The sequence below is a fragment of the Nocardia speluncae NBRC 108251 genome (genome assembly GCF_001613245.1).
Lineage (GTDB): Bacteria > Actinomycetota > Actinomycetes > Mycobacteriales > Mycobacteriaceae > Nocardia > Nocardia speluncae.
On the sequence record NZ_BDBZ01000028.1, the window covers coordinates 62,207 to 78,921 of the forward strand.

Genomic DNA, 16,715 nt, shown 5'->3' on the forward strand with positions numbered 1-16,715 from the left:
CGGCGAGGATGGACGCCGACCCCGGGTTGTAGCACAGGTCACACCTACGGCCGCGATGCGTCATGGGCCCAGTCTCGGGCACCCGGCGCCGGCGCGCACGAAAATCGGTTACGCGGGCGGCATGAGGACTTCATCGATCATGTAGACCGTCGCGTTCGCGGTCTGCACGCCGCCGCAGACCACCGACGCCTTCCCGGCTTCGATCGTCTCGCCCTCGCGAGTCACGGTCACCGTGCCCCCCTGAACGGTCGCATGATCCCCGGCGATATCGTCGGGCGCGATCTGCCCGGGTACCACGTGGTAGGTGAGGATATCGGTCAGCGTGGCGGAATCCGTTTTCAAAGACTCCAGAGTCGCCGGATCGATTTTCGCGAAGGCCGAATCGACCGGAGCAAAAACGGTGAATTCGCCGCCGTTGAGCGTATCGACGAGATTCACCTGCGGATTCAGTTCGCCCGACACAGCCTGGGTGAGGGTTTTCAGCATCGGGTTGTTCGAGGCCGCCACCGCGACCGGATCCTGCGCCATCCCGCCGACCGATCCCGCACCGTCGGGCACCTGAGCCGCGTAATCGGCACAGCCGGGCCCGACAAGGCCGGCCGCGGGATCACCGGCGGCGGGCTCGGTCGCCGCCGACGACATGGGAGCGCTGCTCGTCGATGCTGCCGTTTCCCCTTCGTCACCGGAACATGCTGTCGCCCCCAGAAGTGCGGTTGTGGAGACCACCGCGGCCAGAAGCACAGCGCGTTGCATGCTTTTCATGAGTTTCCATCACTTTCGGCCAGGACGACCACGTTGCCGGTCGTACCGCGAACATTGCTGGACGGAGTTCGGGTGGACCTGCCGGGCGGATGGGAACCATTCGGTTGAACGAGTGCGGGCCGCGGCAGCCGGTGATGGCTGCCGCGGCCCGCGGAACTGCGCAACGGTCAGGCGGTGGCCGCCAGGGACCGGTTGTCGAAGGCCGGTTCCCGGATCGGCTCGATGGCGTGGGCCAGGATTTCGGCCACGTCGGCCACCGGACGAACATCCAGTTCGGCCAGCACATCCGCGGGGACATCGTCCAGATCGGCCTCGTTACGTGCCGGGATGAACACCGTCTTCAGACCCGCACGCTGCGCGGCGAGCAGTTTCTGCTTCACCCCGCCGATCGGCAGTACCCGGCCGTTCAGCGTGACCTCACCGGTCATACCCACATCCGACCGCACCGGACGCCCGAGCGCCAGCGACACCAGCGCGGTCACCATGGTGACCCCGGCGGAGGGACCGTCCTTGGGTACCGCGCCCGCGGGGACGTGCAGGTGCAGGCTGCGGTCCAGGACACCGGGCTCGATACCGATCTCGCCGAGATGCGAGCGCACGTAGGTCAGCGCGATCTGCGCCGATTCCTTCATCACATCACCCAACTGACCGGTCAGGGTGAGATTGCGTTCTCCCTCCGCGGTGTTCGCCTCGATGTAGAGGACGTCACCCCCGAGTCCGGTGACCGCGAGTCCGGTCGCCACACCCGGCACGGCCGTGCGTTCCGCCGAGTCCGGAGTGAACCGGGGACGGCCCAGGTACTCCTTCAGGTCGGCGACATCGATACGCAAAGTTTCCCGGGGTCCGCCGGTATCCAGTGCGGTCGTACCGCCCCGGTGCCCGCCGACCGGGCTGTACCCGAGTTCGAGGTCGTAATCCGGACCGCGCACGGCATCCTCATCGCCGGCGGCGTCTGCGCCGGAGCCGCTCGCAGCGGACATCGTGGTTTCGGACAACCGGGTAGCGGCCTTGCGCAGCGCCTTGGCGATGAGCCGTTCCATCTGCCGAACCCCGGCTTCCCGGGTGTAATCGGCGGCGATCTCACGCAGTGCGGCATCGGTGACCTGGACTTCCTCGGCGGTCAACGCATTGCGTTCCAGCTGGCGAGGCAGCAGGAAGTCGCGGGCGATAGCCACCTTGTCGTCCTCGGTGTAGCCGTCCACGGTGATCACTTCCATCCGGTCCAGCAGGGGGCCGGGGATGGTTTCCATCACGTTGGCGGTCGCCAGGAACAGCACATCGGAGAGGTCCAGGTCCATATCCAGGTAGTGGTCCCGGAAGGTGTGGTTCTGGGCCGGGTCGAGTACCTCGAGCAGCGCCGACGCGGGGTCGCCGCGGAAGTCTGCACCCAGTTTGTCCACCTCGTCGAGTAGGACGACCGGGTTCATCGAACCCGCTTCCTTGATCGCCCGCACGATCCGGCCGGGCATCGCGCCCACATAGGTGCGCCGATGACCGCGGATCTCGGCCTCGTCCCGTACACCACCGAGCGCGACCCGCACGAACTTGCGGCCCAGCGCGCGGGCGACCGATTCGCCGAGCGAGGTCTTACCCACGCCGGGAGGTCCGGCCAGTACCAGCACGGCGCCCGACCCGCGCCCGCCGACGACCTCGAGCCCACGCCGGGCACGCCGCGCCCGGACCGCCAGGTACTCGACCATCCGGTCCTTCACCTCGTCCAGGCCGTGGTGGTCGGCGTCGAGCACGGCCCGAGCGGCGGCCACGTCGGTGGAGTCGGTGGTCTTCACCTGCCACGGCAGTTCCAGCACGGTATCGAGCCAGGTGCGGATCCAACCGGTTTCCGGGCTCTGGTCGCTGGACCGCTCCAACCGGGCCACCTCGCGTAATGCCGCCTCCCGGATGGATTCGGGCAGGCCGGCCTGCTCGACGCGGGTCCGGTAGTCATCGGCACCGTCCGGCTCGTCCTCGCCGAGTTCCTTGCGGATGGCGTTGAGCTGCTGGCGCAGCAGGAATTCGCGCTGGCTCTTCTCCATGTTCTCGCGGACCTCGTCACCGATCTTCTCGGTGACCTCGGCCTCGGCGATATGCGACCGGGTCCATTCGATGAGCTGGTTCAACCGCGCCGCGACGTCGGGGGTTTCGAGCAGTTCCCGTTTCTGTTCGGCGGTGAGGTAGGCGGCGTAACCGGCGGTATCGGCGATGGCCGAGGGGTTGCTGAGCTGGTTGACGGCATCGATTACCTGCCACGCTTCACGGCGTTGCAGTACCGAAACCACCAGCTTCTTGTATTCGTCGGCCAGTTCACGGGTGCGGCCGTCGGCGTCGGGGGTCTCGACCGGTTCGGCCTCCACCCACAGCGCGGCGCCGGGGCCGGTAACCCCGTGGCCGATCTTCGCGCGCCGTTCCGCCTTGAGCACGGCGGCAGGTGTACCGCCGCGCATCCGGCCGATCTGCTCGATGGTGGCGAGCACACCGTAGGCGGCGTACCCCTCGGTCAGGCGGGGGGCGAGCAGTACGGTTCCGGTTTTCGCGGCCTGCGCGGCATCGATCGCCGCCTGCGCTGATTCGTCCAGTTCGATCGGGACGACCATGCCCGGCAGCACGATGGGATCGGTCAGGAACAGCACCGGAAGATTCAGTGGTGTAGTCACGAACACAACCTCCAATAGTTGAGCTATCTCGACTCAACTTCGAGAGGTTCGCTGTTGTTCCAACCCGGCCCCGTGTTCGCCCAGGGCGAAGAGGTAGTGCTCACCTACCGCCGGACTTCCACTGGTGGGTAATTCGCGAAATTGCATACACGCCAACAGGTGTGGATACTCGTGCCGGCAACCGCGTCCCCGCCACGGCCACCGATGCTCCGATACGGACGCCGACAGAGATCGAAAGGGGTTCGGCCATGACCGCCTCACGGCGCAGGTTACTGGCCGGGGCCGGTGCGGCCTGCTACCGAAACAACCCTTGCCCATTTCGGCAATATCACGATCACCTCGCCATGACACGAATCGCGTGCCGGGCACGTGACTGAGAATTTTCTGAGAATGGCTGTACACGGTGATCACGGACACAGGACGCGGCGGCGTGGGCATCTATGGTTCACCCGTGCTCGACACCCGCACCGGTTCACCCGGCACATCCTGTGCTCTCCGGGCCCCGGCAAATTCGAAGGCTCGCTTCGGCCGGGCCTTCACGAATTGCCGCGCAGCGAACGAGGTACACAACTTCTCGGCGCATCACGTCTCGGAGCGGACCCCAGCGCAACGACCCGGGCATCATCCTTTTCCTGTACCGGCGGCGAGACCTCTGGCCGGCAGCTCCGCCGCGACAGTGCACCTGCGCATAGAACAGCTCGTCACCCGCTAGCGATGAAATACCGGGTGGAGACTCCGGCGAGCCCTCGACACCAGCCATACCGCCGCGTTGCCGTGACATGGGTTACCGCGATTCTGGTTCTGGTGTTCTCGCTGGCGGGCTGCGACGGCGAACGCGACTATCTCCACCAGACGACCACCTCCTTCGCCGGCGCCGAGACTTTCGGCCCCGAAGAAGCCGAGTTCTGCACCCCGTCGGATAGGCCCGACGAACAACCGCACGCCCGCCACATCGCCTCCGACGAGTTCGTTGCCGCCGGATCCGATACCCCGAAAGCTCGCATCGCCCCCGATCAGCGCGGGCACGCTGCGGTCGAGGGCGCACTCGCGCCGTCCGCCTTTCCGCTCACTACCGGCCCACCGACCTGTGCGGGTGGCCGTGACACCTTGACCCGTTTCTGTATCTCCAGACGCTGACAGGCCAGCGCCAGGCCGACGACCCACGCAGGTCGCGCGGCCGGTGCCCGCTGCCCGAAATCGTCTGCGCCGCATCGGCGCACATACAGAAAGCGACACCCATGGACGATGTCGTCGTGTCCGGAACCCTGACGGACCTCACCGAGCCCTGGGGAGAAGCGCTACGCCGCGCCCGTTCTCCCCACGAATTGATCGGTAACACCCCGGTGCAATGGATCGAGATGCCCTTGGCACCTCCGGACCGAGGGTTCTGGGCGAAGCTCGAAGGCACGAACCCGGGCGGAATGAAGGATAGACCCGCTCTGCACATGGTGCGGCAGGCCGAGGTACGCGGCGATCTGGCGCCCGGAGCGCGGGTCATCGAATCGACCAGCGGCACTCTGGGCCTCGGACTGGCGCTCGCGGGGATCGTCACCGGGCACCCGACCACGGTGGTGACCGATCCCGGACTCGAACCGATCGTCTCTCGAATGCTGGCCGCCTACGGCGCACAGGTCGAACTGGTCACCGAACCTCATCCGGTCGGCGGCTGGCAGCAGGCCCGCCGGGACCGAGTCGAAGAATTACTGGCCGCCGAGCCCGGCTCGTGGTGCCCGGACCAGTACACCAACCCCGACAACGTCGCCGGTTACGAATCGCTGGCACTGGAACTCGTGAACCAGGTCGGTGCCGTCGATGTTCTGGTCTGCGCAGTCGGCACCGGCGGCCACTCCGCCGGGGTGGCCCGCGTACTACGGCGGTTCCAGCCGAAAATGAAACTCATCGGGGTGGACACCATCGGCTCCACCATCTTCGGTCAACCAGCGCAGCCGCGCCTGATGCGCGGCCTGGGTTCCAGTATCTACCCGGCCAACGTCGACTACGGCGCCTTCGACGAAGTGCACTGGGTCGGACCGGCCGACGCCGTCTGGGCCTGCCGCGCCCTCGCCCAGACGCACTACGCCAGCGGCGGCTGGAGCGTGGGCGCGGCCGCGCTGGTGGCCGGATGGGTGGCGCGCACGCACGCGGCCGGCACTCGGATCGCCACGGTGTTCCCCGACGGACCGCACCGCTATTTCGACACTGTCTACAACGACAGCTACTGCGCCGAGCACGGACTACTCGACGCCGAACCCCCACTCGCCCCGGAAACCATCGATCATCCCGAGCAACAGGTGGTGCAGACCTGGACCCGGTGCACCACCGTGGTCGACCCCCGCGCCCTCACGACCTACTCCGAGGTGACGCGATGACCCTGCTGGGCAAGTTCCGCAGCTTCGACCTGCCGGCCCGACTGCTGATGATCAACCAGTTCGGCATCAATCTCGGTTTCTACATGCTCATGCCCTACCTCGCCGGGTACCTGGCCGGTCCCCTCGGCCTCGCCGCGTGGGCAGTCGGCCTGGTGCTGGGGGTCCGCAACTTCTCCCAGCAGGGCATGTTCCTCATCGGCGGCACCCTCGCCGACCGACTCGGCTACAAACCGCTCATCGTCGCCGGATGCCTGCTGCGCACCGGCGGTTTCGCGCTGCTCGTCTTCGCGACATCACTACCGGCGATACTGATCGCCTCGGCGGCGACCGGTTTCGCGGGCGCGCTGTTCAACCCAGCGGTCCGGGCGTACCTCGCCGCCGATACCGGCGCACGCCGTGTCGAGGCCTTCGCCGTATTCAACGTGTTCTACCAGGCCGGAATCCTGGCAGGCCCGCTGGTCGGGCTGGCACTGATGGCGCTGGACTTCCGCGTCACCGCCGGCGCCGCGGCCGTGGTCTTCGCCGCACTCACCGTGGCGCAACTGTGCGCTCTGCCCACCCGGCAGGCCCCGGAGACCCCGGAAAAGACCTCGGTGCTCCACGACTGGCGGATCGTTGCGGGCAATCGCCGCTTCGTCTGGTTCTCCGTCGCGATGATCGGGTCCTATGTGCTGTCGTTCCAGACCTATCTGGCACTACCGTTGCAGGCCGAGGCCATCGCGGGCGATCGTGCCCAGATTCTGGTTTCCGCCGTGTTCGTGGTGTCCGCGGTCGTGGCGATCGCCGGGCAACTGCGCATCACCGCGTTCTTCGGCCACCGCTTCGGAAACGGGCGCTCCCTGGTGATCGGCATGTGCGTTCTCACCGTCGCGTTCCTACCACTGGCCATCGTGCCGGGTGTCGGCACCTTCGGCGTGGTCGCCGCCTACGCCGCGCTGCTGATTTCGGCTGCGTTGCTGGCCGTCGGTACGGCCACGGTGTTCCCGTTCGAAATGGACAGCGTGGTCTCGCTGGCCGGAAATCGGCTCGTCGCAACCCATTACGGCTTCTACAACACCATCGTCGGTGTCGGCATCCTGATCGGAAACCTGGCCACCGGGGCGGTCCTGGGCGCCGCCCGAGAAGCCGATGCCGAAATCCTCGTCTGGGTCGGCCTCGCCGCTATCGGCGCGGTCTCCGTCCTGGCTCTGCATCGCCTCGATCGGTCCCGCCCTGTGAAACAGACCCAGCCGGAGCCGGCACCGGTCTGACGGTTCAACCTCCGAATCCCTCCTGTTCGGCCACCACAGCAAAGGAATACTGTGAAACTCTTCGCTGCACTTACCGTTCTCACCGCCCCTCTCGGTTGTCTTCTGATGACGAGCGCGCCGGCGGCAGCAGTATCGGTAACGCCGTCCGACAGCACGGTCACCGTGAAACTGACCCAGGCCGAAGCCGCAGCGATCACCGCATTCGATCTGGGCCCTGTCCTGGGGGCACTGCCTCCCGGTTTCACTCCGCAAGCCAAACAAGCTCTCGCCGACAACATCTCCCGATTCGCCGCCCGGGCAGCCCGAACCCCCGGCTCGACACTGTCGGTGGTGATCGATCAACCGGTGGCGAGCACTCCCGGCGTCAGCGTCTCCATAACCCGCTGACCCAACGCTGATCGGACGGTACGGGGCCGATCTCGGCACCGTGGGCCAGGCGCCCACTCACCAGGGCGCCTGGTCCGGTGTTCCTCGCGGAAACTGCGGATCTCGGCTACCCTCGCGGCCGTGCTCGCGGTGCTGATCACGGCCGCGGCGATCACAGCGGCCCGTAGCAACGACGACGAGGCCCCTCAGGGCGAGCCCGGCGCTGCGCCGGCCTCCGCGGCGCGGGCCGACAGCCACCGGCTATCGACTGCTCCGGATGGGCGAGTGACCTTCGTCGTGCGCTACTTCCCTATTCCCTCGCACTTCAACTCCGAACGTGCCGCGCGGGCTGTGGAAGCGGCCGCCCAGCAGGGGCGATTCGAGCAGATGTATCAGCGCATGTTCGAAATACAAGCCGGATGGGGTGAAGCTACGACGACCTCACTGCAGCCTCGACGTCGCGCTCGGCCGACCGGGCCGCCCACCACCGACGGTTCGGTGGTGGGCGTCGATGTTGCCGCCGCCTACGCCGAGGTCCTCGATGCCTTCGCCGCCCGGGTGCAGGCCGGGTTCGGCGGCGCGCGATGAGCGGGTTGCGTACCAGCGAACTCGCCGCGGCGGCCGGGGCAAGTATCCAGACTCTGCATTGCCGCGAACGGAATGTTCAGGTGCGCGGCAGCACGCCCACGAGCGCCGCAGTGAACGAGTGCCGCAGAGCGTCGCGCAACTCTGTATCGAGGACGCCGAGGGCGGGATCGTCCGCATAGGCAGCGAGGACGCTGGGCGGCGGCGGGAAGTATGCCGACAGAGCACCCGCCGAGACCAGGCTCATCAGGCAGAACAGCTGCGCGTCGTCGCCCAGCTCCGGCAGATGACGGCGCATGAGATCGACCATGGCCGCGAGTCTCGCGAGCGAGCAACGTTTGTGCCGTTTGACGACCTCGACCGAAACGTTGCGCTCGAGGACGCCGCCTTGCGCACCGAAGAGGTCGCAGAGCACCACCCGTTCCGCCAATGACCGGCTGAGGATTTCGGCCAGCCGATCCGCCCGCACCTCCGGCGCCGCCTGCGCGTCGATACCTGCGGCCAGTTCGTCCGCCAGCTCGGCGAGCCAGCTCCCCAGGAAGTCGTCCAGCAGTTCGAGTAGCACCGCCTCGCGCGACTCGAAATACCGCAGGACGTTCGACTTGGCCAGGCCCACCCGCCGGCTGAGCTCATTGAGGCTCACCTCGGCCACGGGCATCTCGTGGAGCATCGCCGCCGCCGTATCCAGAATCGCCCGGCGGCGGATTTCCCGCTGCTCCTCACTGCGTGCCCGTTGGAATGTCACGCCCTCACCCTAACTTAAAGACCGCCGGTCCCTTGACAGAAGACCGACGGTCTTTTATGTTGGTGCACATAAGAGACCGATGGTTCGTAATAAGGAGCGCGGCATGAACAGCAACTGGACCGAGCAGGACATCCCCGACCAGCACGGCCGAGTGGCAATCGTGACCGGCGCCAATACCGGACTGGGTTTCGAAACCGCCCGGATACTCGCCGCACGCGGGGCGGCGGTGGTCCTGGCCGTCCGCAACCTCGAGAAGGGCAGGCAGGCGGCCTCGCGCATGACCGGCGAAGTCACCGTCCAGCCCCTCGACCTGACCTCCCTGGAATCGATCCGGTCCGCGGCGGCCGACCTACGCGCCGCTCACCCGCGCATCGACCTGCTGATCAACAACGCGGGCGTGATGTACACCCCGCGCCAGACCACCGCCGACGGCTTCGAACTGCAATTCGGCACCAACCACCTCGGCCACTTCGCCCTGACCGGCCTGCTACTGGACCGGCTCCTGCCCGTCCCCGGTTCCCGCGTCGTGACGGTCAGCAGCACCGGCCACCGCATTCGGGCCGCCATTCACTTCGACGACTTGCAGTGGGAGCACTCCTACAGCCGCATGGCCGCCTACGGCCAGGCCAAGCTCGCCAACCTGATGTTCACCTACGAGCTTCAGCGCCGTCTCACAACGCACGGCACCACCGTCGCGGTCGCCGCCCATCCCGGCGTATCCAACACCGAACTCGTCCGCAATACGCCCACCGCACTCCGCCTGCCCGTAACCTGGCTCGCGCCGCTGCTCACCCAGACCGCCGAAATGGGCGCCCTGCCCACCCTGCGCGCTGCCACCGACCCGGCCGTCGCCGGAGGGCAGTACTACGGTCCCGGCGGCCGCGGGGAGATCCGGGGATATCCGAAACCGGTCGCCTCCAGCCCCGATTCCCACGACCGAGCGGTCCAGCAGCGCCTGTGGACGATCTCCGAGGAACTCACCGGCGTGACTTTTCCCCTCAGCCCGGCCCCGGCAGTGACCCACCGGCCGTGAAACGCAACCATCGAGGTTGATCAGTGGCCGGCGAACGCCTCCGCCAACCACCAGGCACCGCCGTCGCTGGTGATCTTGGCGTCGATCACCAGCGGTCGCGACTGCCCATCCGTGCGATACCGCTCGACCCACTCGCGGACCGGCGCCAGATCCTCGACCGTGCGTACCGTCACCCCGGCGGCACCGAAACCCGCGGCGATGGCGGCGATATCGGTTTCCGGGAAGGTGACGGTGGTGTGGTCGGCATCGGCGAAATGATGAACCTCGGCGCCGTAGGCGCAATCGTTGTACACGATCGCCACCAGCGGTAATCCGGAACGGACCGCAGTCTCCAGTTCGGCGATCGCCATCAGGAATCCGCCGTCGCCGACACCCAGCACGGGGAGCCGCCGGGATTGCGCGAAGGCTGCGCCGATCGCGGTGTGCAGTCCGAGGCCGATCGATTGGAAGGCCTGGGTGAAACAGAACCCGAACTCGTCGGGAACCGACAGATGGGTCGCCGGGTAGCCCATGAAGTTCCCCGAATCGATCGAAACGATCCGCTCCGGCGGCAGGATCTCGTCGAGCGCGATCGTCAGCACACGCGGGTCGATCCGTTCCGTGGTGGAACTATCCGAAACCGGAACATCTTGCCAGCGAGATGATTTTGCGATCCGCCGAGCGATATCGCCGGTGCGGTAACCGATCTGGCCGGCCGAAGCGGACGAACGCAATTCGGCGAGGACATCCCGGGCTGTCGCGGCGCAATCGCCCAACACCCCGAAATCGACCGGGCGGTGCGCACCGATGGCATCGATATCATCATCGACCTGAACAACCCGGGTACCCGGACCGATCAGGCGGCCGTGCCGCATGGTCCAGTCGTTCAGCGCACACCCCCAGCCGACAATCAGGTCGGCGCCGGCGATGAGCTCGGCCGTGGCCGGGGACGAGAAACCACCGGAGATGCCCAGAGCGAATTCCTCATCCGCGAACAATCCGTTCGCGACCGCCGACGTGGCGACCAACGCACCGCAAGCCCGCGCCAGCTCGGCAACATCGGGTCCGGCCGACCTGGCGCCGCGCCCGGCGACGAATACCGGCTTTTTTGCGGCACAGAGCGTCTCAGCGAGACGCGCCACCGAGTCGCCATCCGGCCGGACCCGCGCCGGCGCCACCACCGCCACCACCGGCCCGGTCGCCGAACACGGCGCGGCAGCAATATCGATGGCCACATTCAGCACCACGGTGCGCCGCTGTGTGGCAGCGGTCCGGAACGCCCGCGTCACATCGGCGACGGCGGTCGCGGCGGAGTACACCCGGTCGCTCACCGCGCCCACACTGCGGACCAGCGCGTCCTGATCGATCCGGAAATTGGATCGCAGCGCCGCGGCCGGGCTGTCGGCGGTCAGCACGATCATCGGGGTGCGGCTCTTGGCGGCCTCGCCGATACCGGTGATCGCGTTGGTCAATCCGCAGCCCTGGTGCAGCGAAACCACACCTGTCCGCCCCGACATCCGCGTATACGCATCGGCCATGGTCGCGGCACCACCCTCGTGCCGGGTCGCGGTGAAGGGCACACCGCCCCGGCGCAGCGCCTCGGTGAGTACGAAATTCCCGCTGCCGACGACGCCGAAGACATGCCCGGCACCCAGGTCGGCCAGTGCACGGCCCACTACATCGGCGACGGTGGGGCCGTAGCTCGACTCCCCCTCGGCGCCGCGCTGCGCAGCAGTCATCCGAGCGCACCGTCCGGATCGATCACGGCGAGCACCCGCGCCGGGCTGCCGGTACCGCCGACTATCGGCAACGGGGTCACCACCAGCATCGCACCCACCGCCGGCAGCCGGCCGAGATTGCGCAATGAGGTGATTCCGTACTTGTCGTTGCCGAGGAAGTAGTGGTGCACCGGGAAGGCCGGGTCGAACCCACCGGCGAGGCCCGCGTCCACCCCGACCGTCTCCACCCCCAGCCCGGTGATCTCGCGTTCGGTGGCCAGCCACCGGGCACAATCGACCGCCACGCCGGGCGTATGGGAGCCGGTCCCGTCGGTATTGAGGAAAGCCGCCTCGGAATCGCCCCGGGATTCCCAGCCGGTGCGCAGCAGCAGCCATGTACCCGTCGTCAGCCGGCCGTGGCTGCGTTCCCATGCCTCCACATCGGCGACGGTGAGCAGGTAATCGGGATCCGCGGCGACCTGCTCGGCGAGGTCGAGAACGGCCGCCCGGCCGATCAGCCGCCGCACTGGAATCTGCGATACATCGTCGCCGTGGCGGCCGGTGACCCAGTGCACCGGTGCGTCGAGGTGGGTGCCCACGTGCTCCCCGGTATGGATGTTGTTGTGCCGCCAGAAGGGGCCGGGTTCGTTGTAGGCGCTGACTTCCTCCAGGCTGAAATCGATGAGGTTGGCGAAAGGGGCGGGCAGGCGCAGCGCCGGGGTCGAACTGCTCAGCGCGGTAGTCAGGTCGACCACTTCCAGGTCTCCGGTGGTGACGGCGTCGAGGAAGGTCGACAGCGCGGTGGCTGCGGCCTGAGGATCGGTCATACGGGCACCTTATTCCCGTTCGACCGCGGTGGGGCGGTGGATGCCGGCCTCGGGCCGCAGGCCCGGCGACGATGGGCGACCGCCGGGGGCGGGGCCCTGATTGACACTCGGGACGGCCCGGTGACAATGTGATCATCGAATCCACAATCCGGCCCAAGGGGAGCGCGCGATGATCACACTCTCGTCCGGAGTGTTGATCGACTGGGAGGAACTCACCGGGCAGTCCAAATTCGTGGTCGACCTGATCAGTTTTCCGATATTCAGCGCGGCGGCCGGCTGGTTCACCAACTGGACCGGTGTGGTGATGCTCTTCTGGCCGCTGTTGTTCCGCGGGGTCCGGATTCCGGGGCTCGCGGTGCTCTACCCCTATCTCCCGCGCCGAGTGCAGGTGCTGCCCACATTCTCCGAGGACGGCTCCCGGATCGGCTTCCAGGGTTTCATTCCGGCTCGGGCCGAGAAAATGGCCAGTATCTGTGTCGACAAGGCATTGATGCGTATCGGCAGTCCGCGGGATTTCATCCACGAGCTCGATCTCGACGGCATCGCCGACTATGTCGCCGCATTGGCGGGTAAACAGGTCGAATCCATCGTGGACGAGGTGATGAACCGGGAGAATCCGGATCTATGGAAGAGCCTGCCGCGGCCGATGCGCCAGCTCATCTACCAGCGGGTCGAGCGGGAGATGCCCGAACTGTGTGAGAGGGCATTCACCTCGCTCGGCGACAATGTCGATCAGCTGATCGATATCAAGGGTTTCGTGATCCGCTATCTTCAGGACAACCCTCATATCCTCAAAGACCTCACGACCACTATCGCGGCGCCGGAGCTGAAATTCATGGTCCGGGTCGGTCTGCTCGGCGCGCCGTTCGGATTGCTGCTCGCGTTGTATCTGCATATTCACCAGGACATCCCGGTTTGGGGCTGGGTTCCGGCTTGGGTGATCGTCCTGCTCGTCACCGCGCTCATCGGTGTGGTGGTGAATATCATCGCCATCCGAGTGGTGTTCACACCCGGCGATCCGCAACCGCGCTACAAATATTTGTGGAAACAGGCCCTGCTGGCCAAACGGCAGCCGCAGGCGGCCACCGATCTGGCGCATATTCTCGCTTATCAGGTACTGACCCTGCCGAACCTGTCCAATGAGCTTTTGAACGGGCCGAACGGCGACAAGACCCGGCTGCTGCTCGAACAACTCATTTCCGACGAGATCCACCGGCAACTGGGCCGGACCACCTCGGTGGTGCGCGCCGCGTTCGGGCGCCGGCAGTTCGACAATCTGAAAGTGGGTGCGGCCGGTGCGGCCGTGGGGCTGGCTCCGGCACTGGTCGGGGATGCCGATTTCATCCGGGAGCAGGCCGAGAAGATCGATGAGTTCGCCGCCCGCAAACTCCAGCTGCTGACCCCCGGCGAGTTCATGGAGATGTTCTACGCGTCGGTCGAACAGGATGCCTGGCTGTTGTATCTGCACGGTGCGGTACTCGGCCTGTTCGTAGGCGCAACCCACCTGCTGATCTTCGGCTGGTAGGCGTCCGCCAGAAAATTCAAGCACGCTTGCTTGTATTTGACCCGGGCCGCTGGAATGCTGTGCACATGGCCGACCTGTCCACACTGCTCGATGACCTGGCCGCCGAGAGCGCCGCACTCGATGCGCTGGTCGCACCGCTACCACCCGCGGAATGGACCCGGCCCACCCCGGCCGCCGGCTGGACCGTCGCCCATCAGATCGGCCATCTCGCCTGGACCGACGAGGTCGCCGGCCTATCCGCCACCGACGCGCGCACCGGGGGTACGACCTTCACCGAACTGCTGACCGAGGCCGCCGACCGCGTGGCCACCTTCGTCGACGACGCCGCAGCCGAAGCCGCCGAAACGCCGGTCCCCGACCTACTACAACGCTGGCGCAACGGCCGGACGGCCCTCGACGCAGCGCTACGCGCCGTGCCCGGCGATGCCAAGGTCGCCTGGTTCGGGCCGCCCATGCGCCCGGGGTCGATGGCCACCGCGCGACTCATGGAAACGTGGGCCCACGGTCAAGATATCGCCGACGCGCTCGGCGTCCGGCGTGAACCGACCGATCGGCTACGCGCCGTCGCGCATATCGGCGTGCGCACCCGCGATTTCGCCTACATCGTCCGGGAGCTGCCGGTTCCGGCGGCGGAATTCCGGGTCGAGCTCATCGCGCCTTCGGGCACACTGTGGTCCTGGGGTCCACAGGAGGCTCAGCAGCGGGTCACCGGACCGGCGCTCGATTTCTGCCTGCTGGTGACTCAGCGGCGCCATCCGGACGATCTGGCGCTCCGGGCGACCGGCAGCGACGCAGCCCGATGGCTGACCATCGCACAAGCTTTCGCCGGGCCGCCGGGGGAAGGCCGGAAGCCCGGAATGCCGGTTTGACGGGGGCCGGCGAGCGCCGGACCAGGTTCCCGCGCAGCCGGACATCATTGGCCGGAGTGCCTGCGCGCGGCAGTCGAGTACGGCGCTCGCCGGCTGCTGTTATGTACCCCTGACAGCGCCCGCGAAAACCTGCGGCGCATCCGATCACCGGATCGAACGACAGCGACGCCACTGTGACGCTCGTCTCCGCAAAACGTATGCTGGTCACAGCAGGTTCGATACCCATCTGCTCTGATAGGATTCCGGCACGATTCGGCCGTACATCACATATGCGTCGCATGGCTATCGATTCCCGGACTGCCACAAATAAAGCGGAAGGCTATAGTATTTTTGTCGGGCAGCCGTGGAGGGAGGGCCCGTGGGCTTCATCAAGTACGCAAGCGATGTGACGGCGCCGATCACCGTGGCTTTCGCTTATGCAGACAATCCCCGGTCCATGACGGAGTGGCTGGCAGGTGCCGAACACGTCTCACGCCGAGGCGAAGCCGACCGAGGGCTCGGCGCCCAGTACGGCATCCGGTTCCGGTTCGGGCTGTGGCGTCCGGTGTTGAACTGCGAGGTCACCGAGCACCGCCAGGACGCGGTAATCGGCTACACCCTGGTCGGCGGGCCGCTCACCGCCTGTCTGACACTACGTTTCGACCCACTGGGCCGCGGAAGATCTGTGCTCACCTCGGAGCTCGACTACACCGGTTCACGGGGTTTCGCAGCCCCCTTGCGCGACCGTCCACGCAAGGCGCTGCTGCGCAACGCACTGCGCCGCAGCGAATCGAGGTTGCGCGCGGCCATCGAAGAATTGCACGGTACAGACCTTGTCGGCCGACTTGCGTAGGGTACTGCCATGATCATCGTGAGTACCGACGGTTCATGCCTGCGAAACCCCGGCGGGGCTATCGGCTGGGCATGGGTCGATCATGCGGGTGGCGCCGAAAGCGGCGGCGCCGCAACGGGTACCAATCAGATCGCGGAGTTACGAGCCGTTCTCGAGGCCATCCGGTCCCACCCCGGCTCCGACCCACTGCTGATCGAGAGCGATTCGCTCTACGCAATCAAATGTGCTTCCGAATGGCTACACAACTGGCGTAACAACGGCTGGCGTACCTCCACCGGCGGCGCGGTGAAGAATGTCGAACTCATCCGCAATATCGACCACGCCATCGCCGCCCGGCCGGGCCCGGTCCGGTTCCGCTGGGTGCGCGGACATGTGGGCAACTACTTCAACGAGCAGGCCGACGCACTGGCCGGTGCCGCCGCCCGCAAGGCAGCGGCAACCGCGCCGCGCGACAACCGCCCTGCCACCGGCGCCCGCCCGTCCATCAGCGAGAAAACCACCATCGGCACGTCCACCGGAGACCCGTCCGGTCCGCGCCCGGTGCTCGAGACCTCCGCGGCAGCAGGGAAGGCTGCGGAACCGGCGGCCGGCCCGGCCGCCGACTACGCGACAACAGCGCAGGCGCTGCACCTGTTCTGAATCAGATGCGGCGCCCGCGCTGTTGTCGTCGTGGTACGGATATTTGGATACCGCCCGAATAGCCTCCGGCGGTGGTGGCTCGACCCACCGCCGGAGGCGCCCGGGGCAGGGGAAATGCATCTCTACGTGCCGTGATAGCGGATTCGACCTCACTCCAGATCACCCCGAATCACGAGAAGTTGTGCCCAAAATGTGCCCACGGGGTACCGATTCCGGCGATCGCCGAGAACTCTGACGGTGTGCCCCTGGTGTGATTCGGAATCACCCCAGGTTGTCGACGTGGACAAGCTGGGTGACCTGCGCGGTCGCGTGGCACAGGGTCATCGAGAAAGGCTCGACATGAAACGCGGCATCGTGTGGCGCTGGAACCCGGCCAAGGGCACCGGCGTAGTTCGCACCGACCCCGGAACGCTCGTCTGGTTCCACATATCAGCGCTCGATGACGGCACCGCCGATATCGGCATGCCAGTGGATATCGAGGTCGATCCGACACCCCAAGGGTCGTTCTCGTGCCGAGCATTCCATGTCACCCGGTCGATACCGGCTTCCTGGCACAACTGAGCAG

Annotated in this window: 16 protein-coding genes; 11 read left to right on the forward strand and 5 right to left on the reverse strand. The window is 66.8% G+C overall.

All coding sequences use genetic code 11. From position 1 onward, the window contains the following. Positions 1-108: 108 nt before the first annotated feature. Both NS6_RS22045 and lon read right to left on the reverse strand, forming a co-directional pair. The gene (locus NS6_RS22045) at positions 109-762 is read right to left on the reverse strand and encodes a fasciclin domain-containing protein (RefSeq protein WP_068044733.1); all 654 of its coding nucleotides are present in this window, start codon (positions 760-762) and stop codon (positions 109-111) included. A 167-nt stretch (positions 763-929) separates the two neighbouring features. Further along, the gene (gene lon, locus NS6_RS22050) at positions 930-3,389 is read right to left on the reverse strand and encodes an endopeptidase La (RefSeq protein ID WP_084471310.1); all 2,460 of its coding nucleotides are present in this window, start codon (positions 3,387-3,389) and stop codon (positions 930-932) included. A 798-nt stretch (positions 3,390-4,187) separates the two neighbouring features. Here lon and NS6_RS22055 point away from each other — a divergent pair. The 5 genes from NS6_RS22055 to NS6_RS36480 all read left to right on the forward strand — a co-directional run bounded on the left by NS6_RS22055 (position 4,188) and on the right by NS6_RS36480 (position 7,986). Beyond that, a complete protein-coding gene (locus NS6_RS22055) occupies positions 4,188-4,550 on the forward strand; it encodes a hypothetical protein (RefSeq protein WP_068044735.1) in 363 nt (120 codons plus the stop codon). A gap of 188 nt (positions 4,551-4,738) precedes the next feature. Then, positions 4,739-5,782: a PLP-dependent cysteine synthase family protein gene (locus NS6_RS22060; RefSeq protein WP_068044878.1), complete on the forward strand. Its 1,044-nt coding sequence runs from the start codon at positions 4,739-4,741 to the stop codon at positions 5,780-5,782. Next, positions 5,779-7,032, forward strand: coding sequence for an MFS transporter (locus tag NS6_RS22065; RefSeq protein WP_068044737.1), 1,254 nt, complete (start codon positions 5,779-5,781; stop codon positions 7,030-7,032). The genes NS6_RS22060 and NS6_RS22065 overlap by 4 nt, the downstream gene beginning before the upstream one ends. A gap of 51 nt (positions 7,033-7,083) precedes the next feature. Continuing rightward, positions 7,084-7,419, forward strand: coding sequence for a tautomerase family protein (locus NS6_RS22070; RefSeq protein ID WP_157112881.1), 336 nt, complete (start codon positions 7,084-7,086; stop codon positions 7,417-7,419). Positions 7,420-7,539: 120 nt separating this feature from the next. Then, on the forward strand, positions 7,540-7,986 hold the full coding sequence (locus NS6_RS36480; protein ID WP_068044740.1) for a DsbA family protein: 447 nt from the start codon (positions 7,540-7,542) through the stop codon (positions 7,984-7,986). Between the two features lie 76 nt (positions 7,987-8,062). On the opposite strand, the gene NS6_RS22080 is transcribed toward NS6_RS36480, so the two are convergent. After that, the gene (locus NS6_RS22080) at positions 8,063-8,728 is read right to left on the reverse strand and encodes a TetR/AcrR family transcriptional regulator (protein ID WP_068044742.1); all 666 of its coding nucleotides are present in this window, start codon (positions 8,726-8,728) and stop codon (positions 8,063-8,065) included. A gap of 103 nt (positions 8,729-8,831) precedes the next feature. On the opposite strand from NS6_RS22080, the gene NS6_RS22085 reads away from it, so the two are divergent. Then, entirely contained in the window at positions 8,832-9,761 is a 930-nt protein-coding gene (locus NS6_RS22085) for an SDR family NAD(P)-dependent oxidoreductase (RefSeq protein WP_068044744.1), read from the forward strand. Between the two features lie 20 nt (positions 9,762-9,781). Here NS6_RS22085 and NS6_RS22090 read toward each other — a convergent pair whose 3' ends face one another. Together NS6_RS22090 and NS6_RS22095 are read right to left on the reverse strand one after the other, a co-directional pair. Next, positions 9,782-11,479 carry a thiamine pyrophosphate-binding protein gene (locus tag NS6_RS22090; RefSeq protein WP_068044746.1) on the reverse strand — a complete coding sequence of 566 codons (1,698 nt, stop codon included), beginning with the start codon at positions 11,477-11,479 and terminating at the stop codon, positions 9,782-9,784. Next, complete coding sequence (locus tag NS6_RS22095; RefSeq protein WP_068044747.1) at positions 11,476-12,285, reverse strand: cyclase family protein; 810 nt, start codon at positions 12,283-12,285, stop codon at positions 11,476-11,478. The genes NS6_RS22090 and NS6_RS22095 overlap by 4 nt, the downstream gene beginning before the upstream one ends. 169 nt (positions 12,286-12,454) lie before the next feature. On the opposite strand from NS6_RS22095, the gene NS6_RS22100 reads away from it, so the two are divergent. The 5 genes from NS6_RS22100 to NS6_RS22120 all read left to right on the forward strand — a co-directional run bounded on the left by NS6_RS22100 (position 12,455) and on the right by NS6_RS22120 (position 16,711). Beyond that, positions 12,455-13,810 carry a DUF445 domain-containing protein gene (locus NS6_RS22100; RefSeq protein WP_068044749.1) on the forward strand — a complete coding sequence of 452 codons (1,356 nt, stop codon included), beginning with the start codon at positions 12,455-12,457 and terminating at the stop codon, positions 13,808-13,810. 65 nt (positions 13,811-13,875) lie between these two features. Then, on the forward strand, positions 13,876-14,679 hold the full coding sequence (locus NS6_RS22105; protein WP_068044751.1) for a TIGR03084 family metal-binding protein: 804 nt from the start codon (positions 13,876-13,878) through the stop codon (positions 14,677-14,679). A gap of 358 nt (positions 14,680-15,037) precedes the next feature. After that, entirely contained in the window at positions 15,038-15,511 is a 474-nt protein-coding gene (locus NS6_RS22110) for an SRPBCC family protein (RefSeq protein WP_068044752.1), read from the forward strand. A gap of 9 nt (positions 15,512-15,520) precedes the next feature. Next, positions 15,521-16,150 carry a ribonuclease H family protein gene (locus NS6_RS22115; protein ID WP_068044754.1) on the forward strand — a complete coding sequence of 210 codons (630 nt, stop codon included), beginning with the start codon at positions 15,521-15,523 and terminating at the stop codon, positions 16,148-16,150. Positions 16,151-16,429: 279 nt separating this feature from the next. Next, entirely contained in the window at positions 16,430-16,711 is a 282-nt protein-coding gene (locus NS6_RS22120) for a cold-shock protein (RefSeq protein WP_068044756.1), read from the forward strand. Positions 16,712-16,715 lie beyond the last annotated feature (4 nt).